This window comes from Peribacillus sp. P4_D6 (assembly GCF_056401795.1).
This window is the reverse complement of sequence record NZ_JBFUIQ010000056.1, coordinates 1-25,539: the sequence shown is the minus strand read 5'-3', so window position 1 is coordinate 25,539 and position 25,539 is coordinate 1. Positions and strand designations below refer to the sequence as shown.

Annotated in this window: 25 protein-coding genes and 1 pseudogene; 8 read left to right on the top strand and 18 right to left on the bottom strand. The window is 39.4% G+C overall.

Annotated elements, in window-relative coordinates; genetic code table 11:
• Nucleotides 1-562 (bottom strand): FMN-dependent NADH-azoreductase (locus tag AC1DVB_RS16380; RefSeq protein ID WP_477590033.1); only part of this gene is annotated, 562 nt, incomplete at its 3' end.
• A gap of 240 nt (nt 563-802) precedes the next feature.
• Here AC1DVB_RS16380 and AC1DVB_RS16375 point away from each other — a divergent pair.
• Together AC1DVB_RS16375 and AC1DVB_RS16370 are read left to right on the top strand one after the other, a co-directional pair.
• Nucleotides 803-1,621: a histidinol-phosphatase gene (locus tag AC1DVB_RS16375; protein ID WP_477590031.1), complete on the top strand. Its 819-nt coding sequence runs from the start codon at nt 803-805 to the stop codon at nt 1,619-1,621.
• A gap of 352 nt (nt 1,622-1,973) precedes the next feature.
• Complete coding sequence (locus tag AC1DVB_RS16370) at nt 1,974-2,135, top strand: hypothetical protein (protein WP_156500289.1); 162 nt, start codon at nt 1,974-1,976, stop codon at nt 2,133-2,135.
• A gap of 341 nt (nt 2,136-2,476) precedes the next feature.
• Here AC1DVB_RS16370 and AC1DVB_RS16365 read toward each other — a convergent pair whose 3' ends face one another.
• Nucleotides 2,477-3,457, bottom strand: coding sequence for an MBL fold metallo-hydrolase (locus tag AC1DVB_RS16365; RefSeq protein ID WP_477590028.1), 981 nt, complete (start codon nt 3,455-3,457; stop codon nt 2,477-2,479).
• A gap of 274 nt (nt 3,458-3,731) precedes the next feature.
• Here AC1DVB_RS16365 and AC1DVB_RS16360 point away from each other — a divergent pair, with 274 nt between their 5' ends.
• Nucleotides 3,732-3,896 carry a hypothetical protein gene (locus tag AC1DVB_RS16360; RefSeq protein ID WP_477590026.1) on the top strand — a complete coding sequence of 55 codons (165 nt, stop codon included), beginning with the start codon at nt 3,732-3,734 and terminating at the stop codon, nt 3,894-3,896.
• A gap of 291 nt (nt 3,897-4,187) precedes the next feature.
• Here AC1DVB_RS16360 and AC1DVB_RS16355 read toward each other — a convergent pair.
• Nucleotides 4,188-4,657, bottom strand: a pseudogene (locus AC1DVB_RS16355) (transposase); the annotation flags it as partial.
• 236 nt (nt 4,658-4,893) lie between these two features.
• Complete coding sequence (locus AC1DVB_RS16350) at nt 4,894-5,520, bottom strand: hypothetical protein (protein WP_057277958.1); 627 nt, start codon at nt 5,518-5,520, stop codon at nt 4,894-4,896.
• 426 nt (nt 5,521-5,946) lie between these two features.
• On the opposite strand from AC1DVB_RS16350, the gene AC1DVB_RS16345 reads away from it, so the two are divergent.
• Complete coding sequence (locus AC1DVB_RS16345) at nt 5,947-6,567, top strand: NAD(P)-dependent oxidoreductase (RefSeq protein WP_477590025.1); 621 nt, start codon at nt 5,947-5,949, stop codon at nt 6,565-6,567.
• 168 nt (nt 6,568-6,735) lie between these two features.
• On the opposite strand, the gene AC1DVB_RS16340 is transcribed toward AC1DVB_RS16345, so the two are convergent.
• Nucleotides 6,736-7,476, bottom strand: a complete 741-nt coding sequence (locus tag AC1DVB_RS16340) for a hypothetical protein (RefSeq protein WP_477590035.1) — start codon at nt 7,474-7,476, stop codon at nt 6,736-6,738.
• Between the two features lie 407 nt (nt 7,477-7,883).
• Here AC1DVB_RS16340 and AC1DVB_RS16335 point away from each other — a divergent pair, with 407 nt between their 5' ends.
• The gene (locus AC1DVB_RS16335) at nt 7,884-8,465 is read left to right on the top strand and encodes a TetR/AcrR family transcriptional regulator (protein ID WP_095679382.1); all 582 of its coding nucleotides are present in this window, start codon (nt 7,884-7,886) and stop codon (nt 8,463-8,465) included.
• A 25-nt stretch (nt 8,466-8,490) separates the two neighbouring features.
• Nucleotides 8,491-9,693, top strand: a complete 1,203-nt coding sequence (locus AC1DVB_RS16330; RefSeq protein ID WP_477590023.1) for an MFS transporter — start codon at nt 8,491-8,493, stop codon at nt 9,691-9,693.
• 158 nt (nt 9,694-9,851) lie between these two features.
• Here AC1DVB_RS16330 and AC1DVB_RS16325 read toward each other — a convergent pair whose 3' ends face one another.
• The 10 genes from AC1DVB_RS16325 to murQ form a co-directional block, all read right to left on the bottom strand.
• A complete protein-coding gene (locus AC1DVB_RS16325) occupies nt 9,852-10,580 on the bottom strand; it encodes a GntR family transcriptional regulator (protein ID WP_477590021.1) in 729 nt (242 codons plus the stop codon).
• Between the two features lie 114 nt (nt 10,581-10,694).
• On the bottom strand, nt 10,695-11,561 hold the full coding sequence (locus AC1DVB_RS16320; RefSeq protein ID WP_054400352.1) for a MurR/RpiR family transcriptional regulator: 867 nt from the start codon (nt 11,559-11,561) through the stop codon (nt 10,695-10,697).
• A gap of 23 nt (nt 11,562-11,584) precedes the next feature.
• Nucleotides 11,585-12,481 (bottom strand): N-acetylglucosamine kinase, encoded by an 897-nt coding sequence (locus AC1DVB_RS16315; RefSeq protein ID WP_187049664.1) that lies wholly within the window; start codon nt 12,479-12,481, stop codon nt 11,585-11,587.
• Nucleotides 12,482-12,515: 34 nt separating this feature from the next.
• On the bottom strand, nt 12,516-13,619 hold the full coding sequence (locus AC1DVB_RS16310; RefSeq protein ID WP_145504759.1) for a DUF871 domain-containing protein: 1,104 nt from the start codon (nt 13,617-13,619) through the stop codon (nt 12,516-12,518).
• 14 nt (nt 13,620-13,633) lie between these two features.
• Nucleotides 13,634-13,963, bottom strand: coding sequence for a PTS lactose/cellobiose transporter subunit IIA (locus AC1DVB_RS16305; RefSeq protein ID WP_403082638.1), 330 nt, complete (start codon nt 13,961-13,963; stop codon nt 13,634-13,636).
• 79 nt (nt 13,964-14,042) lie between these two features.
• Nucleotides 14,043-15,389: a 6-phospho-beta-glucosidase gene (locus tag AC1DVB_RS16300; protein ID WP_454861438.1), complete on the bottom strand. Its 1,347-nt coding sequence runs from the start codon at nt 15,387-15,389 to the stop codon at nt 14,043-14,045.
• A 40-nt stretch (nt 15,390-15,429) separates the two neighbouring features.
• Nucleotides 15,430-15,714 (bottom strand): hypothetical protein, encoded by a 285-nt coding sequence (locus AC1DVB_RS16295; protein WP_063575835.1) that lies wholly within the window; start codon nt 15,712-15,714, stop codon nt 15,430-15,432.
• Between the two features lie 69 nt (nt 15,715-15,783).
• The gene (locus AC1DVB_RS16290; RefSeq protein WP_098186345.1) at nt 15,784-17,073 is read right to left on the bottom strand and encodes a PTS sugar transporter subunit IIC; all 1,290 of its coding nucleotides are present in this window, start codon (nt 17,071-17,073) and stop codon (nt 15,784-15,786) included.
• Nucleotides 17,074-17,121: 48 nt separating this feature from the next.
• Nucleotides 17,122-17,427 (bottom strand): PTS sugar transporter subunit IIB, encoded by a 306-nt coding sequence (locus AC1DVB_RS16285; RefSeq protein ID WP_063575833.1) that lies wholly within the window; start codon nt 17,425-17,427, stop codon nt 17,122-17,124.
• Nucleotides 17,428-17,469: 42 nt separating this feature from the next.
• On the bottom strand, nt 17,470-18,354 hold the full coding sequence (gene murQ, locus AC1DVB_RS16280; protein WP_063575832.1) for an N-acetylmuramic acid 6-phosphate etherase: 885 nt from the start codon (nt 18,352-18,354) through the stop codon (nt 17,470-17,472).
• A gap of 330 nt (nt 18,355-18,684) precedes the next feature.
• On the opposite strand from murQ, the gene AC1DVB_RS16275 reads away from it, so the two are divergent.
• Both AC1DVB_RS16275 and anmK read left to right on the top strand, forming a co-directional pair.
• Complete coding sequence (locus tag AC1DVB_RS16275) at nt 18,685-20,295, top strand: glycoside hydrolase family 10-like protein (RefSeq protein ID WP_411740291.1); 1,611 nt, start codon at nt 18,685-18,687, stop codon at nt 20,293-20,295.
• 163 nt (nt 20,296-20,458) lie between these two features.
• Nucleotides 20,459-21,631, top strand: a complete 1,173-nt coding sequence (gene anmK / locus AC1DVB_RS16270) for an anhydro-N-acetylmuramic acid kinase AnmK (RefSeq protein WP_454861439.1) — start codon at nt 20,459-20,461, stop codon at nt 21,629-21,631.
• Between the two features lie 90 nt (nt 21,632-21,721).
• Here anmK and AC1DVB_RS16265 read toward each other — a convergent pair whose 3' ends face one another.
• From AC1DVB_RS16265 to AC1DVB_RS16255, 3 genes are all read right to left on the bottom strand, one after another.
• Nucleotides 21,722-23,161, bottom strand: coding sequence for an NAD-dependent succinate-semialdehyde dehydrogenase (locus AC1DVB_RS16265; protein ID WP_477590015.1), 1,440 nt, complete (start codon nt 23,159-23,161; stop codon nt 21,722-21,724).
• Nucleotides 23,158-24,546 (bottom strand): solute carrier family 23 protein, encoded by a 1,389-nt coding sequence (locus AC1DVB_RS16260; protein WP_057277880.1) that lies wholly within the window; start codon nt 24,544-24,546, stop codon nt 23,158-23,160. The genes AC1DVB_RS16265 and AC1DVB_RS16260 overlap by 4 nt, the downstream gene beginning before the upstream one ends.
• 14 nt (nt 24,547-24,560) lie before the next feature.
• Nucleotides 24,561-25,539: iron-containing alcohol dehydrogenase (locus AC1DVB_RS16255; protein WP_477590013.1), on the bottom strand; the 979-nt coding region annotated here is incomplete at its 5' end.

Genomic DNA, 25,539 nt, shown 5'->3' with positions numbered 1-25,539 from the left:
CTGCATGTCCTTCAACGAATAAACCTTCAAAGGAAGGCACTCCGAAGAATTGCATAATGATATTTAGATATCGGTGACCCATTTCCATTTCAGCTGCCGGTCCTTCTGAATAAATACCACCGCGAGCTTGAATATGCAAGGCTTTTTTATCAGTTAAAAGACCAACGGGGCCTTGTTCGGTGTATTTAAATGATTTACCTGCAACAGCTACGGAATCAATATACGCTTTCAAAACTGGCGGGAATGAAAAATTCCATAAAGGCGATACAAATATATATTTATCGGCGGCTATAAATTGCTCACATAATTCTGAGAGCCGACTAACTTTCGCTTTCTCCTCCGACGAGAGTTCTTCAAAACCCTTTCCAGCTTGAAGTTTCCCCCAACCACTGAAAACATCCACATCAATTTCAGGAATATTTTCTTTATAAAGGTCAATATTCACAATTTCATGGCTAGGATTTACTTCTTTATATGTGTCAATAAATGCTTTTCCGACGGCCATACTGTAAGATTGTTTGTCATCATGAGGATGAGCCGTGATATACAATACCTTTGTCATTCAGTATCTTCCCTTTCTTTTTACATATTTGAACATTCTAGTTTGTCTTGGGAATTCAACCTTTATACAATTACTCGAACTAAAATATCTTTAATTGATGGGAATAAAATTAAATCCGTAAGATAGAAATTCGTTTTCGAGGGTAGTAAGGTATAAATCTTCTTTCATTTTGTGAGAAAGGATATGATTTTGGATATGATAAAATAAGACAATCTGGTTCACTTTAGGAGGACTAAGTAAATGACGAATTCAATAAAATTTGATCTCCACACTCACCATGAACGCTGTGGACATGCTATCGGCACAATTGAGGATTATGTAAAGCAAGCCATCGAATACGTCTTGCATTATATTGGGATTTCTGACCATTCTCCATATTTTTATAGTGAGGACGACCATCTCTACCCAACTACTGCAATGGCAAAAAGTGAACTTGTTCCTTATATTGAGGAAGTACTTCGCTTAAAAGAGAAATATGCAAGCAAAATTCACGTGTTATTAGGAATGGAAAGTGATTTCTTCCCTGATCACATTGAAGTCTACCGCGATCAATATCTTTTACACCCTTTTGACTACATAATTGGATCTGTTCATTATGTTCAGGATATTAGCATTTTTAAAAGAGGTCGTTGGAATGGCTTAACCTCTAAAGAACAGCCAAAAGTAAAGGATGAATATTATGAATTAATACAGAAATCGGCTAAAAGCGGAGTGTTCCAAATCTTAGGCCATATTGATGCAATGAAAGGTTTTTATCCATCCTTTTCTTCCATTGAGACAGACAGTATTGAAAAAACGCTAAAAATCATTAGTTCAGAAGATATCGMCATTGAGATTAATACCTCTGGTAAAACGAAAGATTGTGGTGGGTGGTATCCAGCAGATGACATTTTAGAACGAGCTCTTTTCTATGATGTGAAGGTAACCTTTGGATCGGATTCGCATACACCGGAACGTATTGGCGATGAATTTGAACTAGTTAAAAAAAGACTAAAGGAGATCGGCTTTTCTGAGTGGGCTTACTTTGTTAAAAAGGAAAGGATTCTCACTCCACTTTAACCTTTCAATGAGAACAGGTCCGATCATTAGAGCTTCCTGTAACCACATGTGGAATGAACTTTTTCAATCCTTTTGCTACTAAGAAGGCCGAAGTCCAAAAATTAATTCGTGGGTCGCTAGTTAATCCTGTTAAATCCCTCAACTGATCAATGAATCGGTACCATTTTTTTTTATGGGCATAAAATAATCATTATGCATCCTGTCATAAAAATCATCACGATTGCTTACACGTTTTTCTCCGTTCATTTCAATGAATTCCAGTCATCACCATATTTTTTTGCATAAAATAAAAGTATTTAGGGAATTAATAACTAACCATTCGTTTATCTTATAAAAAGGAGTTGATTTTGGGATGATTGATAACCCATTGCATAAAGAGAATGACGAAACCCTTGTAGAGTCAGTTGAAGGTGGTATCAACTCTTCAATAGGGCGATCCGAAGCCCCTCCAAAAGCCCAGTCAAAAGATCCTGAATTCGATCTTTTTGGCACAGTATTAAATGGGTATCTTTAATTTATACTTCCTTATTGAATAAACCTTATTTCAAGACCTAAAACATCATAAATTCCTAAAAAGAAGAGCACATATTAGTCACGCATAATATGTGCTTTCCTTTTATTAAATTCAAGCGTCCTTTTCGTTAATGATATTCCTTTTGCTCTTCAGATTAGTCTATCTCACCTGGTTCTTCTCCTGGAATTAACACTTCTCCAATTTTATCAATTGAGTTAACTATCGACATTTTTGAAACTGCCTGTCCCTTTATTAACATTAAGAAAAAAGGCTGCATCAACAACCTTCCTTGGATGTAAGCCCTCTCATTCATGAAATAGCAGAAGCTGGTTCGTTTTAGCTTAGTTCGCCTCGTTAACCGGCTGTTGTACTTGTACCTTTTCCCCTATTTCAATGGATAGCAAATCCTCCCCTACTAACACAGTTCCATCATATGCTTTTTTTGTTCTTTCGAGCAAATCAGCTTTTTCTTCTGTTAATCCTCCCAATAATACTATGTGTGAATACACAGCAAGTTTTGGTTGTATTTGGCTAAAGACTTTACCTGCTTCCTCCGGTGTAGTGTGAAGATCAAGTATATTGGCGATTGATTCTGATTCATTATCAGGTTTTGCCGCTGCAACCTCATGAATCACCACATCAGCACCTTTGGCAAATTTTATAAGATTTTCATTATAGCGGGTGTCGCCTGAAATAACTACTGAATGTCCTTTGTAATTAACCCGATAACCGAAAGCCGGCTCTATTGATTTATGGTCAACCTTAAAGGCTATTACTTCAATTCCCTTTTTGTTATAGACAATACCCTCCTTGATATCATTTGCGACAATACTTGCTCCTTCAACGTTCCCATTTCCAGAGTCATCCCTTGCATCCAAATCGGCTTTAAATGCTTTATTCATATGTACCATCATTTTCTCGGTTCCCTTAGGTCCCCAAATCTTAAATGCTTGCTCCCTTTTTCCTCCTGTTGGTAAGGAACCTGTAAGCCATACGTCCGGTATGCCGATTGTATGATCCGAATGCAAATGCGTCAGGAATAACTTATCAACACTTCCTGGTAACATATTCGCTTTATATAATTGTAAAGCGGTTCCGCGTCCAGCATCAAAGAGGAGTTTTTCATTACCAACTTCTACAAGAGTAGCTGGACCGGAGCGGGATGTACTTAAAAGTGGAGAACCTGTACCTAATAGGGTTACTTTAAAATCGGTTTGCTGGACCGCTGTTTGACCAAATGAAGGAAGAAATAATGATAATGATAGAATTATGGTCACTACCAGCAAAAAACCAAACGAAGTATTTCTTATTCTTTTCTTCATAACAAAAACCTCCTGTCAGATTATTTGACTGTACACAAGGAAAAACCAGTTGTTTCGAATATAAAACCTCGTTTCAAAAAACAAATACGCAAAATAAATATTACAATATTTATAATATTCAGTCAATGATAACCGGAGGAATATCGTGTATGTTGTTTCAACCTTCCATTAAGACAACCGGACTCAATTTGGGAAAGAAGCGGAAATAATCTTAGTGAATATTGGATGAATCGTTCATACTAAATAAAAAATAACTGTTCAAGAAGGAGTTTATATGCCAAAAGAAAAAAATAATCCAGCTCAGCCAAAAAGTCAGGTTAGTCGATTAAACGACGTGATGGAAGTGGATACAGATGTCAATGAAGATCCTAATCGGGAAAAATTATTGGATGAATCCGTTGATGCTTTTCTAAAATTGAAAGAAGGACAGGGATATTAGGGGCAAAATTTTGGTCGCTATTGACTTGTTTTAAGACGTTTTTATATTTTTTTCACGTTAAGTGGGCCCCTCATGAAGCTATTGAGCGGCCCGTTTTGTTTCCTTATCAACGAACGTTTTTCTTATTGGGATACCGCCACATCGCCATCAAAGTACGCGCGCAAGAGATAATATACAAGGATGTTCTCTTTAATTTACTATGGTAACGCTAAAAATAACGCATGACAAAAAAACCATCCATGTTGAAATTGATTCAAAACTCTTCCATTCTAACTGAATAAAGAGAGTACCTTTCTTCACAGTCCCATTCCAAAAAAACTCTGGTTCATCATTCTTACGATATATACGAGAATTCAACTTCAAACGTGAGATTTAGTAAGCACCTTCATCATTCATTTTCTGAAAGCGTGTAAGTCGAAATAACCTAAATCCCTTATGTATAAGCCTTTCGGTTGAATGGTTAGTAGACCCGTGGAACAGAAGGTGATTTTATCATTTTCCCTCGCTTTTCCTACTATACGTGGAGGAACTCCCCACCCCTCAGGGCTCATGAGGACACCTGTAGATGCTTCGAGGCGGCTACACAATTGTGTGAGTGGTGTTACTCGCGACTGTTGACTAAACCATACACATAAAGCAATTAATTCTTGTGCTTGATATTTAGTTGTACGTTGAACAAAACCAACTTCTTTAGCTAATTGTTGTAGAGAAGATGGAGATAAGTAGTTTTGAAACTCTCGTTTTTTTATGATGATACAAATTCACCTTAGCTTGATGGCGATGGGGTCCGGCCACAATTTTAACGAAAATATACGCAAAGCCTTCGGATGTTACCAGACCCGGCCGTCTCTCTTCTATAAAGTCTGTTTTTATGAAGTAAATCTTTTTGTTCGTGATAACAAAAAGGAAATATTTGTTTTTGTGTGAATAAGTCGAAAATATATAAAGGTGAACTAAACATTGTATATTTTCGACTTGTTGCTAAAGTACCAGGGTTTCATTCACATCTGTACTTGAACTGAGGCTCTGTCTGTATATAAAAAGCATTTCTTACTTGTGCACTCCAATTTGCAAAGGCTGATCTCCATTCAGGAGTGTTAAAGAATTGATCTACAGTTTGAGTTTCAGAATGCCAAACTATAAATAGGTTGAGTGGGGCAATTCCTCCTGCCCAAATTCCATTATTTGCGTCAGTATCTTCTTCCCTTACTAATAATAAGGGTAGACCAAATTGAAAAGCCATTGAAGGTTCTACTTGTGAATAAACTGATCCTGTCCAGAATGGAGTGGAAGGTGGAAGGGGTCCTGCATTGACATCAACTGTTTGAATTTTAAAACGACGAAGGTTTACTGCCAACATTCCATAGCTTGATGAAACTAACCGACGAATATCAGTTAAAATGGATTCAGGATAACTTTCGCTTAATGGTAATGTACGCGGAAAAAGCAAAGCATTCTCAATCTCTAAAATTAGACGGTTTAGAAACCGTTGTTGGTTGTCATTTAAATGAGTCGTCGTACTTAAAAATATAGGAATACGATAAGCACGATCAATACACTCTTGCTGTGCCGATTCTATTTTCGCTTTATCTTTACGTAAAGAGCTATGCTCATTATTACTCAATTTCTCTTCATCCTTGCGTGAAGAGCTATTCTTACTTTTACTCACTTTCTCACCTCCTTTTTTTATTAGTATATGGAAAAGGAATAAGTGAGCTTGGACATAACAGGATTTCATATTAGAAAGGCTTTATAAAACAAAAATTAGTAATTTTGTCTAAATATGAATAATTTTATAAAAAATTTATTTAATTTATCTGAAGCAGGAAATAGGTAATCATTAAGCTATCCACAATAAGCTTTTGGATGAATTCAATGTTGAGGAAAAAATATAACCCACAACAAGATTGTGGGAAAATGCTCTTGGGCATGGGGTACCGCCAGCAAAAACTGGATTATAATGATTTAATGCACAAAACTCCCCATTAGTTGAAAATGACGATACAATGTTAGTGGAATAATTATATTAGATAAAAAGGAGGTCGTTTCCATGAATATTTTAATTTTGGGTGCAACTGGACGAGTTGGGGGTCAATTAGTTATTTATGGTCTGCAAGACAATCATCGTGTTACGGTTTTAGTTCGCACTCCAGAGAAGATTGCTATAAACAATGCCAATTTAACCATCATTCAAGGTAATGTTTTAAATAAAGATGATATCGTACGCGCCATGCATGGAATTGATGTAGTTATTAGTGCACTTAATACTGATGGGACAACGACTTTATCAGAAAGTATGCCACTAATTATCGAAGCTATGGAAAACGAAGGTATACAACGAATTATTACCATTGGAACGGCAGGTATCCTCCAAAGTAGAACAATCCCAAATTCTTTGCGTTATCAGACAAGTGAATCAAAGCAGAAGTCTACCCGTGCAGCGAAAGAACATCATGAAGTTTTCGATTTGCTTAAACAATCAACACTTCAATGGACAATTGTCTGTCCTACGTATTTGCCGGATGGAAAAAGAGTTGGTATATATCGTATAGAAGGCGACTTTTTGCCGGAGGATGGGGTTGAAATATCCGTTCCGGATACAGCAGAATTTGCATTTAGCCAAATAAAAAATAACGATTTTTTAAAAGCACGTGTAGGCATCGCATACTAAAAATTCCAATATGCATTAAACCCCTTCGAAGTTAAATTGTATTGAAAGCCGGTTCAATTTTCTTCGTCAATGAACACAGTCAGGTGAACCATTGCCAGGAATATTTTCCGGTTTCTTTTGGGCGAAGATTTTGCCTGTACCTTGTTCATGACCATCTATTCCTTTGTGCTATATTCCCTTTCCAAATATAGCCATATTCTGCCGGTCAGGAGCAAATGCTTTCCCGTTCCATTTCAATACGGTCTGTACATATCCCAGTGAGTCGGCATTGTACCTCCCGGCGATCCTCTGATACGCTTCGAGCTCATATATGCCATCCCTATTGAAATCAACCGGATATAAACCAGATAAAGGATTGACCCATCCTTCAATCGGCGCCTTCAATATACCATCCTTGTTATAAATTTCAGATAAATATTCCTGATCCTTATAAGTCAGGTCAAGAATGTACCTTTCTTTTAGGTAATGACTGTTCACCTTCACTTTGTATTGGTTTTCATAATGAACATCGTATTGAAAGGATTCATTGAATGAATCTGAATTAAAAATGGTAATGAGTTGACCGTTAAGGTAGGAAAAAACATACGCATAAATGGAACCCCCGCTTCCTCCTGTATCAATGACCACTAAAATGTCATCCCCCTCATTACTTGTAAAATCACCAAGAAAAAGGGTCGGATTATATCCTGTATCATTTTTCATTGGAACTTGTTCATATTGATTAGTCCTCCCATTTTGGATAACCAAGGTTATATTCCTCCAAAAGGGACTATCAGGGGTTTTGTTTGCGGTAAGAAAAACATTGTCCTTTGTCCCGTCCGCATCAATATCTCCCTGTTTTGAGGTCACTATGACTGTTCTATTGGAGATCATTTGTCTTGAAAGAACGGTTTGGAGGTTCAATTGCATGTCTAGCAGTTCCTGTTTGGAAGGATAAGGATTCTGAAACGACAAGGCGTTATCTATCGTTTGCAGTGCTTCATTTGTTAATCCGGCCCTGCTTTGAGTCTCAGCCAAACAGTACCAATAATAAGGATGATTCGTTTCTTGTATTTTTGTGTAATAGTAATGAATCGCATTTCTGATGTCATACATATCCAACTTCATCCCACCTGCCTCTTTATTTTCCATATAGAATTATATGCAGGAATTTTGTGAGTAGCCTTTAGTGCATAGCTATGTCCTTTTCAAATATAGCGCCATAATTATCAATGATTTCGGGCATAATACCTTTTTATTAACATATTCGCTTGCATATATTTATGTAATTTGCTATTATAACTGACGAACGTTCGTTAAATTATGAGGTGATATTATTGAAAAGTAATGAAATTAAGGAAGCCGCTCTAAAATATTTCACGATTCATGGTTATGAAGGAGCTTCGCTTTCTCAAATAGCTGAAGAAGTCGGCATGAAAAAGCAATCCATTTACGCTCATTTTAAAGGCAAGGATGATCTTTTCCTGCAAGTTTTACGTGATGCGAAAGAGACGGAGCTATCGTCGAAGCTCCAATATTTCCGTAAAGTTGATTCAAAAAATCCTGAAAAAGATTTATACGGATTCCTTCAATTGGTCATCGACCTTTTCCAAAAAAATGAGCATATAAAATTTTGGCTGCGTATGTCCTTTTTTCCGCCAGCGCATCTTGAAAAAGAAATCGGGCAGGAAGTGATCGATATCGAGGAAAAGGTGCAGGCGATCCTGGAATGTAAATTCCATGATTGGATCAATGCCAAATTAATCGTCGAAGATGAAGCCATAACGCCGACCTATGCATTCTTGGGAGTCGTGGATTCCATTTTGCTTGAGCTTGTATACGGCAATGATGAGAAACGGCTGAATGATAAATTATCAGCCTCCTGGAAAGTGTTTTGGAGGGGTATTTCGCAAAAATGATTCACAAAGAAAGTGGTGTAAAAACATGAATAAACCAATTAAAGATCAAAAGGCGGTATTAATTATTCTTCTAAGCAATATATTCATTGCTTTTCTGGGAATAGGACTCATCATCCCCGTTATGCCGTCATTTATGAATATCATGCATTTATCCGGAAGCACGATGGGCTATCTGGTTGCCGTATTTGCGGTTTCACAGCTTGTCATGTCTCCATTCGCAGGTCGTTGGGTTGACCGTTACGGCAGAAAGAAAATCATCATCATCGGCTTATTCCTTTTTGGTGTTTCGGAACTAATCTTCGGTGTAGGGACAAATGTGTCGGTGTTTTATTTATCTAGGATCCTAGGCGGAATCAGTGCCGCCTTTATCATGCCTGGTGTTACTGCATATGTTGCGGACATTACATCCGTTCAAGAAAGGCCAAAAGCAATGGGCTATATTTCAGCCGCCATTAGCTTGGGCTTTATAATAGGACCAGGAATCGGTGGCTTTGTTGCAGAATATGGTATACGCTTGCCCTTCTTCCTTGCGGCGGGCATTGCTTTTATAGCTTGCCTGTCATCAATATTCATTTTAAAAGAACCGATGACAAAGGAACAGCTTGTAAAAGTTTCTGCTAATACAAAGCAAACGAACTTTATCGGCGATTTAAAAAAATCTCTGAATCCGCTTTACTTCATTGCGTTCATCATTGTATTTGTACTCGCTTTTGGTTTGTCAGCCTATGAAACGGTGTTTAGCCTATTTTCTGATCATAAATTCGGCTTCACGCCGAAGGATATTGCCATTATCATTACAATAAGCTCTATTTTCGGAGTTGTAGTACAGGTATTCATGTTTGGAAAGCTGGTAGATATTCTCGGCGAAAAGAAGCTTATCCAATTATGTTTAATCGTCGGGGCCATTTTTGCGGTAGCATCCACTATGATTTCCAGCTTTTCGGCAGTACTAGTGGTAACTTGCTTCATATTCCTTGCATTTGACCTGCTTCGTCCGGCATTGACGACATTTTTATCAAAAGCTGCCGGAAAAGAACAAGGATTCGTTGCTGGAATGAACTCCACCTATACGAGCTTAGGGAATATCGCCGGGCCATCCATGGGAGGATTGCTTTTTGACGTAAACATCCACTACCCTTATCTATTCGCTGCTGTCATTATCGTCATTGGCCTTGGCATTACAGTCATTTGGAAAGAAAACCGATTGACAGAAAGCTTAGCGAAATAATGAAAGTCCTGGATTGTTAATCCGTATCTTTCCTTTCTATCTGGCAAATTCTCAAACTTGAAAAATGATATTCTACTAAAAACCCCCCTTGTCCATATTTGGGCAGGGGGGGTTTTTTAGTAATCTTTTTGTAAACGGGATTATTACTCCCATTTTGCTCACGATAACCGCTCCAAATTGATTTTGAATATATATCGATCAGCCCGGTAGACAGATCTGACAACCGCAAGTGGTTGATTCGTTTCAAGGGTAATTCTTCGATCTATCAGCAATACAGGGGAACCTTCAGCTACCCCGAGCATTTCCGCCTCTTTTTTTTGAGCGATGGCGGCTTCAATTACCTGTCTGCCATGCTGGATTTTTAAGCCGAACTTTTTTTCAACATAATCATGAATGGCACTTACAGCTATTTCTTCCGTAAGGTCCAGGGCATGATCTTTACGGATGTATAGCTTTTCATATGCCATCGGCAACCGATCAGCAAGCCTTACACGTTCCAGTTCGAAAATAGCAGTTCCTGCTTCAACCTCAAGATTTGCAGCAAGTTCATGATCTGCCTTGACCTCCGTAAAGCTGATAACTCGCGTACTTGGTTTAAGTCCTCTTGAAATCATATCCTCTGTAAAGTTAGTCAGACCTTGCAAGGGCGGCTCCGATTTTTGTTCGGCAACAAAGGTTCCTTTTCCGCGCTGTCTGTATAAATAACCGCCATTCACGAGGTTAGAAATGGCCTGTCTCACCGTCATCCTGCTTATGCCATATTTTTCAGTGTATTCTTTTTCTGAAGGAATCATCTCTCCTGGCACCAATTCAAGACTTTGAATCGCTCCTCTAATCTCCTCTTCAAGTTGATGATAAATGGGACTCGGAGAACTCTTTTGGATCATTCAGCTTACATCTTCCTTTCATCGTGATGTATATTTTTACAAGGCATCCTGATCKGAAACATCTCAAGCTAAAACTTAGGTTCGTTGATTTTATCCATTTTATTAGGCCCACATTTAGGTATCCACATTCCTTTTTGTGAATTTCAGTACCGATTCCCTTGAACGTTCAATTTCGTTTTTATTTTCATTATAGTATTTAGAAACATACGCATAGAAAATAATGCTGACCGTTAGAAATTGGGCAAATAGCGAACTTGTTGCAGCACTTCGGAATTTAGCCTCCGGTGCACGGACATGATTTAGTGACATATCAACTTTTTTAGTTAGTCCATTGTTCCCCAATCGCGATAAACCAATTGTTTTAATGCCATATGCTTTAGCAATATCAACGAGTTCCAGAATTTCTTCAGTTTCGCCACTATTGGATATACAGAAAAAAACGGTATTCTTTGATGATGCAGCAAGTGCAGTGGCCGTAATATGCGGGTCTTGATTGGCACTTACAATCTTTCCTAACCGTAACCATTTCTGTGTAATATCTTCAGCAACGAGCCATGATGCCCCTAAACCATAGACATAAATCACGTCTGCGCTCCTCATGGTTTCAATGATATTGTCAAGAACGGCCTCATCCAAATAATGTGCCGTTTCTTGTATGGCCTGGACAGAGTTGGACACAATTTTATTTTTGATCGATGCTATTGTTTCATTAGGCTCAATGTCATGGAAACCTTTTTTCTCCGGCTGGGAAATCAGGGATGATAGGGATACCTTCAGTTCTGAAAAACTATTAACTTTTATGGAATGACAGAACCTCGTTACTGCCGAACTGCTTGCGTTGGCATGGTCGGCCAATTCATGTATCGTCATTCTTACTATATCTTTGGGATTTTCTAAAATATATTGTGCAATTTTCTTTTCTGATTTGGGCAATTGGTTCAATAAACTTTCAATTCTCAATATAATATTTTCGCCGTGCATATGATTTACTCTCCTTGATCTACTTACTTTAAATGCTTCATTGCTATGTAGTAACAACCCAAGGTAGCTGATACGTCTTCTAAAACAAATTTCACATTTGGGTTTTCAAGTTTAATATGATTGATGAATGAGCTTTGCACCAATGGTACATTAGACAATATGCTACCTTTTAATGCAATTGTAACATTCTCGCACAACTTTAACTTCTTGATAACCTCTAGTGTTTGTTTTGCAAGGTGGTACCCGGCCTGATTCAGAATATTTTGCGAGAAGCCATCCCCCTTCTCCGCATGTTGGACTATTAGGGGAACAAACGCGGCTATCTCGGATTTCGTGGCAGAATAAATGAATTTCTTCAGTTCCATTACATTAACATAGCCAAGTTTTTTCAGTATCGACTCGGTTAAATGGCTATATTCATACCCTTCATCCTCTTCTTGCGTCATTCTTATAAAAGCCTGCATGGCGATCCAATAGCCACTTCCTTCATCCCCAAGAATGTGTCCCCATCCACCAGCCGATTTCTCGATTCCTTCATGGATGCCGATACTTACAGATCCCGTTCCGGATATGGTCAAAATGCCATCATTTCCTTTTAGCAAAGCAGCATGAGCGATAATTGCATCATTTACAATGGTGAACGGCGCCTTAAATGCCTTGCTTAATGCACTTTTTATGCCCTGCGGATTTTCAACTCCTCCATACCCGGCTAATCCTAAACAAATGTATAGGCAGCTGCCATCATCAATAGGAGTCATGGTTTGTTCAATTGCCTGTATAATGTTAGCGGTGGCTTGTTTTTCATTAATAAGCAGGTTTCCAAACCCCGCTCTGCCTTCACTAATTTTATTACCATCCATATCATAAGCCACTGCTTCAGTTTTGGTCCCTCCGCCGTCAACACCGATAATATAATTCATGTCATTCTCCTATTCAGTAAAAAAGGAAGGAATATCACCGTTCCTTCCCTGATCCATTAATATTGAATTGGAATTTCCCCCATGGTTCCAAATAATCGAGGAGAAAAATCTCCTCTTCTGCTATTCGGCCTACTACATTCGTTTTCCCCGAATTCTTCATTTCCTTCAATGCAATCTGCAATTCCCCTTTATATTGTCCATAGAGCTCGTTTTCAATTAATATATCACCGCGTCTAATATCAGGCGTATATGTTGGTTTAAATTCTTCGCTCTTATATTTTACTCGTGATTGAGTCGAGCGAATTAGATAATCGGAAACATCTCCACGGTAAAAATGGAATTCTTCCAATACTATTTTTTTCTCCAAATCTGTTATGGTTTCGTGAAGGTTAACATTAAATGTTAACAGACCGCTGTTTAACAAGCTAAGCTGTTTCAATTCATCTTCAGATGCGTAAGCATTTGCTATGATTACATCATCAATCAATCCTGTTGCATACAAATGTTTCGCTTGTGTTGTAATCGGTAATTCCCGGTGCATTTCCAAGGTACATAATCCTTCCATTATAGGCCAAGGTCCGTACGTTGCTGCATGTGAGCTTATGAAAGCTGCCGTGCGGATATTATGCTTTTTGAATGACTCACAGCATTTAATGAAATGTGGATAGCTCAATCCTGCATAGCGATGGGGATAGAAGTTGTGCGATCCAACTAAATTTTCTATATTTGGTTTGTAATCCATGATATTTTCTAGATACTTCGTTGCATTACTCATGTTTATTTCAATTTTTAGACCATATGGATTATGTGTCATGATCGACTCTTCGTTGCCTGTAAAACCCATGTCCAGCCTGATTCCATACGCGCCTAATTCTGCAAAGAATGATAAGTCATTATACGAAATGCCTAGTGAACCGAATACTCGGGGAGCAATATCGACCATCACTTCCATATTCAATTGATTGGCATAATGAATCGTTTCTTTAAATTCTTTTAAAATCTTCTCTTTGTCTCCTTCTACTGAAAGCAAGCAAGTAAAGATCTTTTTGAAGCCATATTTGTGTGCAAGTGCAATGTATTCCATGTCTTTTTCAACGGTTGAATGCTCTGGATAGATAGATATACCGAGTTTACCCATTTTCAATCACCTCTTTACTGTTGTGGGGCTAGCTTTTTTACTATGCGAATCATATGTTCTATAAGTTTTTGTTCGCTCATTGCTGTCATCAAGTGATCTTGAGCATGAATCATCAATAAAGTTTTCTCACTTGGAACTCCATTCAATTCTGCTTGAATGAGCTTGGTTTGTGTCTTATGGGCCATGTTCATTTCTTCCTGGCCTTGTTTAATTAGTTCCTCTGCCTTTTCAAAATTAAATTCTTCCGCTTCTTTCAGTGCTTCGAATGCTAATCCTCTTGCATTTCCACTATGTGATATTATTTCAAAAATTTCCATTTCGTTATTGTTCAGTTCAGTTGACATATCATTACACTCCCATTTATGTTAGATTATGAAGGTTCATTGGATTTCTGTAATCCAGATTCACTAGTTAAAACACCATTCACTTGATGTTCGGAACAGCACTTTCACTGAAGAATCGCGGTAAGTATTCTTCATGCGCTTTTAAAAGTTTTTGTAAAACCATTTCCGCCAGGTCATCACTTGGGATGAGCGGGTTGATCGTTAAAGCCAATAACGCTTTATCATAAGAACCTGTAACGGCTGCCTCAGCACCAATTCTCTCAAATGATTTGATTTGTTGGATCAAGCCATGCACTTGTAAGGGTAATTTACCCATAGCCAAAGGAATTGGTCCATTCTTTGTGACGATACAGCTTACTTCGACTGCTGAATCATAATCAATATCAGTAAGCGATCCTTTGTTTTGTACATTTAGCACTTGAATGTCTTTTTTATCATTATAAATAGAAGAAATGACGTTACATGCTGCATCACTATAGTAAGCTCCACCGCGCTGCTCTAGTTGTGGAGGCTTGATGTCAAGGGTTTCATCCTTGTATAGGTCAAATAAACCTTCTTCTAATTTTTTCACAACTTCAGCTCGGGTTTTCCCTGATTTGAATGCTTCCAACTCTTGTTCTAAAATCGTTTTTGTTTTGTAATAATACCGATGGTACGGGCAAGGCACCACTCCTAAAGATTTCAAAAACCTTCTGTTCCAAGCCAATGGGGCAATATTCTTCATTGTCAGCTGAATTTCAGGACTGCCAAGCATTTCAAGCACTTTATCTGTTACTTCTTGATCATCAACGAACACATGCATCCCGAATACCATGTGGTTTAAACCGGCGAAATCTATGTGCACTCTCTTCATATCGACACCAAGCATGCTAGAAATAGACATATGCATATTAAATGGAACATTGCATACTCCAATGACTTTTTTATGTTTACTGTAGCGGAGCAGGGCTTCCGTTACCATCCCCGCTGGATTTGTGAAGTTAATTAACCATGCATCAGGGCAGAGCTCCTCCATTTCTTCTGCAATTTCCAGAAGTATGGGTATCGTTCGTAATGCCTTGGACAATCCTCCTGCCCCATTTGTTTCTTGACCAATTAATCCTAATTCCAACGGGATCCTCTCGTCCTTGATTCGTGCATCAAGTAAACCCACTCTCATTTGAGTTGTGACAAAATCAGCATCTTGCAAGGCTTGACGGCGGTCTAACGTTAGATGTATTTCCATTGGAAGTCCTGCTTTTTCAACCATCCGTTTTGCCAAGGTTCCTACAATCTCCAGTTTTTCTTTTCCTGCCTCAATATCCACTAACCAAAGTTCCCTAATAGGCAACTCATCATATCGTTTTATAAATCCTTCTATTAATTCTGGCGTATAACTGGAGCCTCCACCGATTGTGGCAATCTTCAGCCCTTTTTCCATTTCCATTTCCCCAACACCTCATCGTAAGCTAATCTGGATTCTTCATTCATTTATAGATTATTGCATAACAAACCAGTGCACTTACCGCTAATAAAGACAAGAATAATAGCGTTGCTTGTTTCTTGTTTTTAAACTTACCTTCAACAAAACAAACAACCATCGTCAATCCTGCGCTTATGGCAAAGGTATTTCCTAAGTACAGTGATAATTGTTTATTTATCTCAAAGGCATCCATTAATCTGTTAAAGATAAAATTAAAAACAAGAATGAAGCCAAAAAATAGAAAGGCACTTTTGTAACTAAAAAAGTGAATTCTGGATGTTGAATTCATGTCCTTTCCTCCTCTCAATTTATAAAAGGAGTTTGGAGCATTAGTCCCAAACTCCCTTTTAGGTATTCCTTATAAAGCGATATTTTTATTATCCGTTGTTTCTACCATGTTTTCCTGTGCTAAAAGCTTTTTATCGTACATCTTAAAGAATGGCAGATATATAAGGACCGAAATGGTTAAATTCACCATCACGAGAACAATGGCTCTCCAATCCCCGCCCGTTGAAAGGTAGGCACCTATTGGAGCGGGCAATGTCCAGGGAACCATTACATATGTCGGGTTCACAAGTCCGATGGACGTTGCTATATATGCAAGTGTTGCTCCAATCAGCGGTGTAATGATGAATGGAATAATCAGTACCGGGTTTAGTACAATCGGCATCCCAAAGATAACAGGTTCATTGATGTTAAAAATGCTCGGCACAATTGTTGCTTTCCCCATTGCTTTACTATAGCTGGACTTCGCTGTTAAGAGCATGGCTATTACTAATCCCAATGTTGCACCAGATCCACCAATCCAAATAAACCATTGGAAGAATGTTTCAGGTGCTATGTGGGGAATTGCCTTTCCAGCTGCAACTGCTGCCGAGTTATTCCCCAAGTATACTTCCCATACCGGACGAGCTACGGCACCTACTACCGATACGCCGTGAATACCAAATGACCAGAAGAATGTAATCAAAAATACTGGAATTAATACACCTGGCAATGTATCGCCAGCACTGATGAGCGGTGCAACCGCTTTATCAACAAGTGAATGTAAATCAACAGCAAAAACGACTGTAATTAAAGTCATGACAAGCAGGACAATTGAAACTGGAATTAATGCTTCAAATGAGCGGGCTACTGAAGTTGGAACAGAATCCGGCATTTTAATCGTGATATTTTTTGTTTTACAAAAACGTAGAATTTCGACAGCAAAAATGGATACAAGCATTCCTACAAAAAGGCCATGGCCACCGAGATTTGTCATTGGCAAAACAAACCCCACATCGTCCATCATTTTTACACCAATTGTGAACAAGAAGGCTGCCAATGATAGTAAACCTCCAGATAGCGGATCAAGTTTATAGCTTTGAGATAAGCTGTAGCCAATACCAAAAGTAATATATAGCGTCATGATAAACATCGTTAATCGATATGGAATTAAAATTTCAGCTATATGTTTTGCAGACCATTCACCTAATGCAGTATCTGCTGCAACGGGCGGAAATGCAATGATCAAGAATAAACTGCCAAAGATGATGAATGGTAACGCGGAAACCACACCATCCCTAATTGCGCGTAAATGCTTTTGCTCAGACAATTTAGCCATAGGTGTTGAAAGATTATTTTCTAAAAAAGCTACAAACTTGTCCATTCGTGTTTTCCCCTTTTACGTTTAGTGATAAGAATAGTGGTCCGTTTATTATTTTACTAGTTCCGTTACAAGTTTAAGTAGCTTAGGTCCGCCAAGAGGGCTGTAGGCTTGAGCTGGAATGGCTTCACATGGGACGCCCGCTTCATCTGCAGAAGCCTTAAAGCCGTCGAAACGATGTTTGACTTGCGGAGCTACCATCGCAACATCCCAGCCATTTCGTACTTCTGCATCGAATTCTTGTGTGCCGACCGCCAATACTTCTATGTTTATACCCTGTTTTTCCCCTTCCTTTTTTAAAGCGCTTACAACGATTGCACTGGACATTCCACCTGAACATACGAATAATACCTTCATTATTTGTTCCTCCAATTTTTTGATTTTTTTTTATAAAAAGCGTTAAATCGTTTTTCTTATGAATCCTTGTGCCTTCACTAAACGATTTGACGCTTCTTCATATGATACATTCGTTAAAATCATGACAATGGCGATTTTAGGCTGGGCATGTGCCTTTTCTAAAAATTCATCTGCAATTTCATAGCTGCAGTCAGTAGCATCCATGATAATACGTTTTGCACGTTCAACCAGCTTTTCATTAGTTAACTGTAAATCTACCATTAAATTCCCATAAACTTTTCCAACTCCAACCATTGAGGCGGTGGAAAGCATATTGCATACTAACTTTTGCGATGTTCCAGCTTTTAAACGTGTAGAACCCGTCAGGACTTCAGGCCCATTTACCACTTCAATCGCAACTTTTGCAATCTTACCTATTTCGGAACCTTTGTTACAGCTTATCGACACAGTTCCTGCACCAACTTGATTGGCATATTCCAATCCAGCAATAACATATGGAGTGCGTCCACTAGCTGCAATGCCCACTACGACGTCCCTGTTTGTCAATTCGATTTTCTTCAAATCTTCGGGACCTAATTCAAAACTGTCTTCAGCACCTTCAACCGCCTTAATGAAAGCCTTTTCCCCACCAGCTATGAGACCCACTACTTCACTCGGATCGGTATTGAATGTCGGGGGACATTCTACTGCATCCAATAAACCGATGCGCCCGCTTGTTCCTGCACCCATGTAAATTAATCTGCCGTTTTTATTCATGGCTTCAACGATCATGTCCACAGCTTTAGAAATTTGCGGAAGTTCTTTTTTTACACAATGGGCAACTTTAATGTCTTCTTCGTTCATCACTTCTAAAAATTCAAGAGTTCCCATTTCATCTAAACTCATGGTCTTTTCATTACGACTCTCTGTCGTTAAATGCTCTAGCATACATATCATCCTTTTTTATTTCAGTGGTGAAAGGTGAAACTTTATTAGCTAAAGAGACTATATCACTATTAAAATTTAATTTCAATATTGTATATACATTTTTAAAATTTAATTTTAAAATAAAAGTAAGATAACTAATTGATTGTTATCTTTCTGCTAAAAATAAAAAATGTAAACCGAGTAGCCATTTAGTGAACCAAACCTACGATTCTTTTTATTGTTAGATCTTATCTCACTATTCATAGATGACAAATTCATATATTCATTATTTGTTAACGCTTACAAATAATTAAATATAAATATTAGTAATGAAATGAGGTTGTACTATTGATGCATGAAAGAATTACAAAGAAAAAATTGGGTTCATTGGCACTAGCCGCTTTGGTGGGAGGATCACTTCTCCTTCCAGCTGATTTGATTGCAAATGCAGAATCAGGGACAATTCCGCAAGCAACCACTTATGTAAAACAGGAACTGCGGGCAACTTGGATTGCAAGTGTGTTAAATATTGACTGGCCGTCCAAACCTGGTTTATCCATATCAGCACAGAAAGAAGAATTCATAAAATATTTGGATGAACAAAAAGCGATGGGGATGAATGCTGTCGTTATGCAAATCAAACCCACTGCGGATGCTTTTTATCCTTCTGAATACGGTCTTTGGTCAAAATATTTAACAGGGGTCCAAGGAAAAGATCCTGGGTATGACCCTCTTGCATTCATGGTAGAAGCGGCACATGATCGTAATATGGAATTCCATGCGTGGTTTAATCCGTACCGCATTACGATGCCTTTAGGTAAAACAGCTGAAATAGCGGATATTGATAATCTTCCAGAATCTCATCCTGCCAGAAAGCATCCGGATTGGGTCATACCATATGGACAGCAATTGTACTTTGACCCAGGCATTCCTGGCGTACAACGGTTTGTGATCGATGGAATATTGGAAGTTGTTAAGAATTATGATATCGATGCAGTCCATATGGACGATTATTTCTATCCTTACAAGATTGCAGGAGTACCTTTCCCAGATGATATTTCCTATCAAAAATATGGAGCAGATAGATTTACAAATGTTGAAGATTGGCGCAGGGATAATGTAAATAACCTTGTTAAGAATATAAACGAAGAAATCAAGGCAGAAAAATCTTTTGTGAAGTTTGGTATAAGTCCATTTGGAGTTTGGCGCAACAAAGCAGTTGATCCCACAGGATCTGACACTGCAGCTGGACAAACGAATTATGATGATTTATATGCAGATACCCGAACATGGATCAATAATGGATACATTGATTATATTGCCCCTCAATTATATTGGAATATAGGATTGCCAGTAGCTGACTATGCCAAACTTCTAGATTGGTGGACAAAAGAAGTCGCAGGAAAAAATGTTCAACTCTATATTGGACAGGGAGACTATAAAATTAATACAGAGTCCAATGGTGTGCAAAACTGGTTCAACCCTGAAGAAATGCCCAACCAGTTAAAACTGAATCGAACATATAAGGAATTTGATGGAAGCATGCATTTCAGTGCCAAGGATTTACGGAAAAACCCTCTTGGGATAGCGGATCGCTTAAGCGAGGATATTTATAAGCATCCCGCATTGGTTCCAGCCATGCCTTGGATTGATGATCATGCACCAAAGGCCCCAAAGGTGAGCAAGGCCACACAATCAGGAGATGGGATACAATTCGAAATTCAAGATCATAAGCAATCAGATGCAACCTATTATGCCATTTATCGTTTTGATGGGAAGAAAAAAGGAAACATTGAAGATTCAACGAACTTACTTGCCACAGTGCATAAGGAAAATACAAGTCAATTGTTTAATGACGGCAGTGTAGAAAAAGGAAAGACTTACACATATGTTGTGACAGCATTGGACCGCACCCACAATGAAAGCAAACAAACTAAACAGATTGATATAAAAGTACAATGATCTTCAAGAAATAGCATTATAGTTTAAAAGGCCCTTCTCAGTGAACAATGGACGTAAAGCAACCATAAACAATATATTGGAAAAGGTTTTATCTTAATAGCATACACTGTTGTATATTATGCTATATCAGGATGAAAAAAGAATCGAAGTAGGTGGAATGACGATGTACATAGTTGGATTAATGTCAGGAACATCACTGGATGGAATTGATGCCGCACTCGTTCGGGTGAATAAAAGTGGACTCGAAACTGAAATCGAAATGATTGAGTTCATGACATGCCCGTTTCCAAAAGAAATTGAAAAAGAAATTATGCAGTCTTTATCTGCAGATACATCCAATGTGCAGTTAATATGCAGTTTGAATTTTAAATTAGGGAAATTATTTGCCAATGCCGTAAAGGAAGTTTGTCATAAAGCTGGATTTCCCATTAATAAACTTGATCTTATTGGATCCCATGGACAAACCATTTACCACCAGCCTTTAAAAGAACAAAATTATATCCCCTCCACTTTGCAAATTGGGGAAGCTGCAGTAATTGCTCACGATACAAACACACTTGTAATCTCTAATTTCCGGACGATGGACATGGCTGCTGGTGGACAAGGAGCTCCTCTTGTTCCTTTTACCGAATACATTCTTTATAGAAGTGAAGCAAAGGGACGATTACTTCAAAACATAGGTGGCATTGGAAATGTAACCGTCTTACCCAAGCAAGCATCTTTGGATGACATGTACGCTTTTGATACAGGGCCTGGGAATATGATCATTGATGAAGTATGCCGCCAATTGTTCAATATAAGCTATGACGAAGGTGGAAACATAGCTAAACAAGGACAAATCAATGACGAACTTTTATCTTATTGTATCAGTCATCCTTATATTATGAGCCCTCCACCAAAATCAACGGGCAGGGAATTGTTTGGAAAGCAATATGTAGTAAAACTATTAAAGATGTTTGAATCGCTGCCAAACCAAGATATTTTGGCAACAGTAACGATGTTTACAGCAAAGTCCATTGTGGAAAACTATCGAAATTTCATCTTTCCAAAAACCAGTATTGAAGAAGTGATCATTGGCGGCGGTGGCAGCTATAACAAAACGTTATTAAACATGATTCAATCACTGCTTGGAAATTCTATTCGAGTTTTGACTCAAGAAGAGTTGGGATACTCTTCTGAAGCGAAAGAAGCGGTGGCCTTTGCATTACTTGCAAATGAGACTTTCCATGGTCATACAAGTAACGTTCCCAAGGCTACCGGGGCTGACTTCGATGTCATCCTTGGAAACATGACCTTTCCTCCTTCCTATCTGAAGGGACGTAAAAATGCATTTTAACCATTGAAAAAGAGTGGAAGGCACATCGATAATTGATGTGCCTTCCACTCTTTTTTTGCCTTAAGAATCATGGCGGACCCTTCCGTTTTTTTACTGGCCAAGCTGCAAGGAGACATACTTCACTTCTAAATATTCATCCATGCCGTAGTGTCCGCCTTCCCTGCCTATACCGCTTTCCTTCATGCCTCCAAATGGCGCTTGTGCAGTGGATGGGGCACTGTCATTAATACCGACAATCCCATATTCAAGTGCATCCGAGTAGGCAACCGCCTTATTAAGGGACTCGGTATACACATAAGCTGYCAAGCCAAAATTCGTGTTATTGGCTCGATCTATCGCTTCTTGATCGGTTTTGAATGTACTGACTGGCGCAATTGGCCCAAACGTTTCTTCCTGCATGCACAGCATATCATCCGTTACATTGGAAAGTATGGCTGGTGCTATGAAATGGCCTTGTTGTTCATCGACTTTTGAGGTGTTATGGATTATGGCGCCCTTACTTGCAGCATCCTCCAATTGAAGCCGAACCTTTTTAACTGCGGCTCCATCTATCAATGGACCAAGATCGGCTCCTTCCATTCCATTTCCAACCTTCAAAGCTAAAACGGCTTCTTCGAAAGCTTGTAAAAACGGCTGTTCAATTGTCTCATGGACGAATATCCTATTCGCACAAATACATGTTTGTCCAGCATTCCTGAATTTCGATTGAATCAAACCATTTACTGCTCCTTCGATATTCGCATCCTCAGCAATGATGAACGGAGCCAATCCACCGAGTTCAAGCGAGACTTTTTTCACTGTTTCTGCCGCATTTTTCATTAAATGTTTCCCTACTGGAGTGGAGCCGGTAAATGTGATCTTCTTAACACGTGAATCATTCATCCACACGTCTGATACATCTCCCGGTTTTTGTGTAGTTACAATATTTATCACACCAGCCGGAATGCCCGCTTCATGAGCACTTTCAACCAATAGCAAAGCGGTCAATGGCGTTTGTTCCGCGGGTTTTATGACCACGGTACATCCCGCAGCAAGAGCTGGCGCCACTTTTCTCGTGATCATGGCAGCAGGAAAATTCCACGGGGTAATGGCAGCAATGACACCGACTGCCTGCTTTTGCACTAAAATACGCTTTGATGCAACGGAGGCTGGTATGATTTCCCCATAGTTGCGCTTTGCTTCTTCAGCGTACCATTTCACGAAACTTGAGGCATACTTCATTTCACCTTTTGCCTCTGCCAATGGCTTTCCTTGTTCCAGGGTCATGATCGTTGCGATTTCATCCAGCCTGTTCTCAATGATGGTATACCATTTCTCTAGTAATTCCGCCCTATGGTATGCACTCGTTTTCGACCAAGTCAGAAAAGCAGCTTGAGCTGCATCCACAGCAGCCTTTGCCTCTTTTTCGTTAGCGTCCGGAACATAGCCCACAGGCTCTAATGTTGCTGGATTTTCCACTACATAGTGACTTTCTGTATGAATAGGTGCGCCATTAATATAAATTGGCCATTTTTCCACTATTTTTTTCATGATGCTTTACTCTCCTCTTCTTCTCCATGATCTGTAAAAGTCTTATCATTCTCTCCTTTGAAAAAGTCCTTGCCATATAATAGGGCACATAATAGAATGCCTGCAGCAAACGCCATGCCAGCACCTTTTATAACAAGGATGGCAGCAACGACACCTGCAATTCCGAGGTCGCGTTGGCTCTTCGCCTGCATCACGCCTACGCGTACGCTAACATATCCTTGAACCAAAAGCGTCAAGGCCAAGGCGACACCGAGAATGGGTTCCACCAGGCTGACTACCGGCAATAAGAACAACCCTGTATTCGTACCCCAACGGAACGAGCCGGCACCGCCGAAGAAAGAATTCATGGCTTTCTTGCCATTCTTGAACCGTTCCACGACCACGACCTGCATGGCTGCCCACAACGGACCGCACATTGTTATATCAGGTCCGATAAAACTCATGATCACATTTCGGCCGCCAAAAATTAAATGGGCTCTGTTTGGATTATAGTCCACCTTTTCATCTTCCCTGACCTCATCGGATTCAGAAAGCAGCGCTTTTGTTTTGAGCACATCCCCGAATACGACTAAATAAGTAGCAAAAACAGCTGGAATCGCACTTAAAAAGAAGGTCAAGGCAGGAAAACCTAAACCGAAAACAGTATAGTCTGACCATAGTGTAGCAAAATCCGGACTGCTGAATCCCCATTGGATATCAGGCCATTTTGCTTCTCCAAAAATCGGGGCTACAAAGACCGCGAGCAAAATTGCCGGCAATATCCCTAAATTCCCTATGAATACCCAAGCTTTATTTCGCATTTTCAATTTTCCAAAACTTTTCGAAAAAAGCAGATAAAAAGCAAAGCCGATACAAATGCTAATTGTATAAGGAAATAAATCAAACTTTCCACCCACTTCAAAAATGGAAACGACAGCACCAATACCCGCCCCTAAAATAATGCCTGATTTGATTGCATTCGGCACTAGTCGCACGACCTTACTGGCAAGTCCGGTCATTCCTAGCAATATCGATAAAATACCCAATGTTAATTGAAACGCAACGAGTGCATAGACCCGATCAGGCCCCTCCGGAAATTGCCCGACGAACAATACAAGCAATGGAACCGCAGGTGTAATCCAACCTGGTATAACCGGGTCCCCGAGTAAATGATGCGCCAAGTATAATAATCCATTCAAGATAACGACGGCTAGAGCCACGTCAAAAGGCATACCGAGATGGTCTGCAAGCAGCGTTATCGCTCCAAGGTCAACTGCACACATCAATAAGCCTTGAACATAGTCAGGCCACTCAAAACGATAATGGACAAATGGCAGTCTAATTTTAAAAGGTCCCGCAGGTATATACGATGTCTCTTCTCCATAGCGACGGTTTTTCCATTTCATGTTGTTTCCTCCACTTAAAAGCCATAGGCTGAACGGTAAATTTTTTCGATATCCCGGACGTTTAATGCACGGGGATTATTGCGAAGTAAACGGACTTGTTTGATGGCCTCGGCAGCCATTTCACTTAAAGCCGATTCAGGAATCTCAAATTCACTTAGTGACTCTGGTATATCAACATAGCGACAAATTCTGGTCATCGCTTCTATCGCTTTATCCGCTGCCTCATCATCATTTAAATGATTGACTTTCTCTCCAAGTGCTTCAGCAATGTCGCGAAACCTTTCCAAACAGGCAATTTTATTCCACTTCATGACAAATGGCAGTAATAATGAATTGCTGACTCCATGTGATAAATGGAAGCGGCCTCCAAGCGGATAAGCTAAGGCATGAACAGCTCCAACACCCGCATTGCCAAAAGCTAACCCTGCCATTAGGCTTCCCGTGATCATCGCTTCCCGTGCTTCCAGATTATCCGGCGCAGCATAAGCCTTTGGTAAATGTACAGCGATTAACTTCATGGCCCCAATTGCCAAGGCATCTGTAACGGGCGACGCAAATTTGGAAATATAGGCCTCTACGGCATGGACAAGTGCATCCACTCCGCTCGCAGCAGTCACACTTGGCGGGCAAGTCAGCGTCATGACGGGTGATACAATCGCTACATCCGGTAAAAGGTACGGACTTACGATTCCCTTCTTTACCTGTTCTTTTTTGTCCGATAAAATCGAAATATTCGTCACTTCTGACCCTGTCCCTGCCGTCGTGGGTATGGCTATTAAAGGGAGACCTGGAACTTCAATCAAGTTCGTACCGAAATAGGTCTCGATGCTGCCGGAATTCGTAGCCATGACGGAAGAGGCTTTCGCAATATCCATCGCACTTCCTCCGCCTACCGCAATCAGTCCATCATGTTTTCCGTCCTTGATTGTCCGTACACATTGCTCAACGATTTCAATTTCCGGTTCTGGATTCACATCCGAAAAAATACCACAT

Excerpts from the sequence above, each read along its gene's own strand:
- AC1DVB_RS16360 (WP_477590026.1), top strand. The coding sequence starts at position 3,732 with ATGCCAAAAGAAAAAAATAATCCAGCTCAGCCAAAAAGTCAGGTTAGT.
- AC1DVB_RS16325 (WP_477590021.1), bottom strand. The coding sequence starts at position 10,580 with ATGATCCAAAAGAGTTCTCCGAGTCCCATTTATCATCAACTTGAAGAG.
- AC1DVB_RS16305 (WP_403082638.1), bottom strand. The coding sequence starts at position 13,963 with ATGTCAACTGAACTGAACAATAACGAAATGGAAATTTTTGAAATAATA.
- AC1DVB_RS16370 (WP_156500289.1), top strand. The coding sequence starts at position 1,974 with ATGATTGATAACCCATTGCATAAAGAGAATGACGAAACCCTTGTAGAG.
- AC1DVB_RS16320 (WP_054400352.1), bottom strand. The coding sequence starts at position 11,561 with ATGCACGGCGAAAATATTATATTGAGAATTGAAAGTTTATTGAACCAA.
- AC1DVB_RS16260 (WP_057277880.1), bottom strand. The coding sequence starts at position 24,546 with ATGAAATGGAAAAACCGTCGCTATGGAGAAGAGACATCGTATATACCT.
- AC1DVB_RS16285 (WP_063575833.1), bottom strand. The coding sequence starts at position 17,427 with ATGAAGGTATTATTCGTATGTTCAGGTGGAATGTCCAGTGCAATCGTT.
- AC1DVB_RS16275 (WP_411740291.1), top strand. The coding sequence starts at position 18,685 with ATGCATGAAAGAATTACAAAGAAAAAATTGGGTTCATTGGCACTAGCC.
- AC1DVB_RS16300 (WP_454861438.1), bottom strand. The coding sequence starts at position 15,389 with ATGGAAATGGAAAAAGGGCTGAAGATTGCCACAATCGGTGGAGGCTCC.
- AC1DVB_RS16310 (WP_145504759.1), bottom strand. The coding sequence starts at position 13,619 with ATGGGTAAACTCGGTATATCTATCTATCCAGAGCATTCAACCGTTGAA.
- AC1DVB_RS16345 (WP_477590025.1), top strand. The coding sequence starts at position 5,947 with ATGAATATTTTAATTTTGGGTGCAACTGGACGAGTTGGGGGTCAATTA.
- AC1DVB_RS16330 (WP_477590023.1), top strand. The coding sequence starts at position 8,491 with ATGAATAAACCAATTAAAGATCAAAAGGCGGTATTAATTATTCTTCTA.
- AC1DVB_RS16365 (WP_477590028.1), bottom strand. The coding sequence starts at position 3,457 with ATGAAGAAAAGAATAAGAAATACTTCGTTTGGTTTTTTGCTGGTAGTG.
- AC1DVB_RS16315 (WP_187049664.1), bottom strand. The coding sequence starts at position 12,481 with ATGAATTATATTATCGGTGTTGACGGCGGAGGGACCAAAACTGAAGCA.
- murQ (WP_063575832.1), bottom strand. The coding sequence starts at position 18,354 with ATGCTAGAGCATTTAACGACAGAGAGTCGTAATGAAAAGACCATGAGT.
- AC1DVB_RS16290 (WP_098186345.1), bottom strand. The coding sequence starts at position 17,073 with ATGGACAAGTTTGTAGCTTTTTTAGAAAATAATCTTTCAACACCTATG.
- AC1DVB_RS16340 (WP_477590035.1), bottom strand. The coding sequence starts at position 7,476 with ATGCAATTGAACCTCCAAACCGTTCTTTCAAGACAAATGATCTCCAAT.
- AC1DVB_RS16295 (WP_063575835.1), bottom strand. The coding sequence starts at position 15,714 with ATGAATTCAACATCCAGAATTCACTTTTTTAGTTACAAAAGTGCCTTT.
- anmK (WP_454861439.1), top strand. The coding sequence starts at position 20,459 with ATGTACATAGTTGGATTAATGTCAGGAACATCACTGGATGGAATTGAT.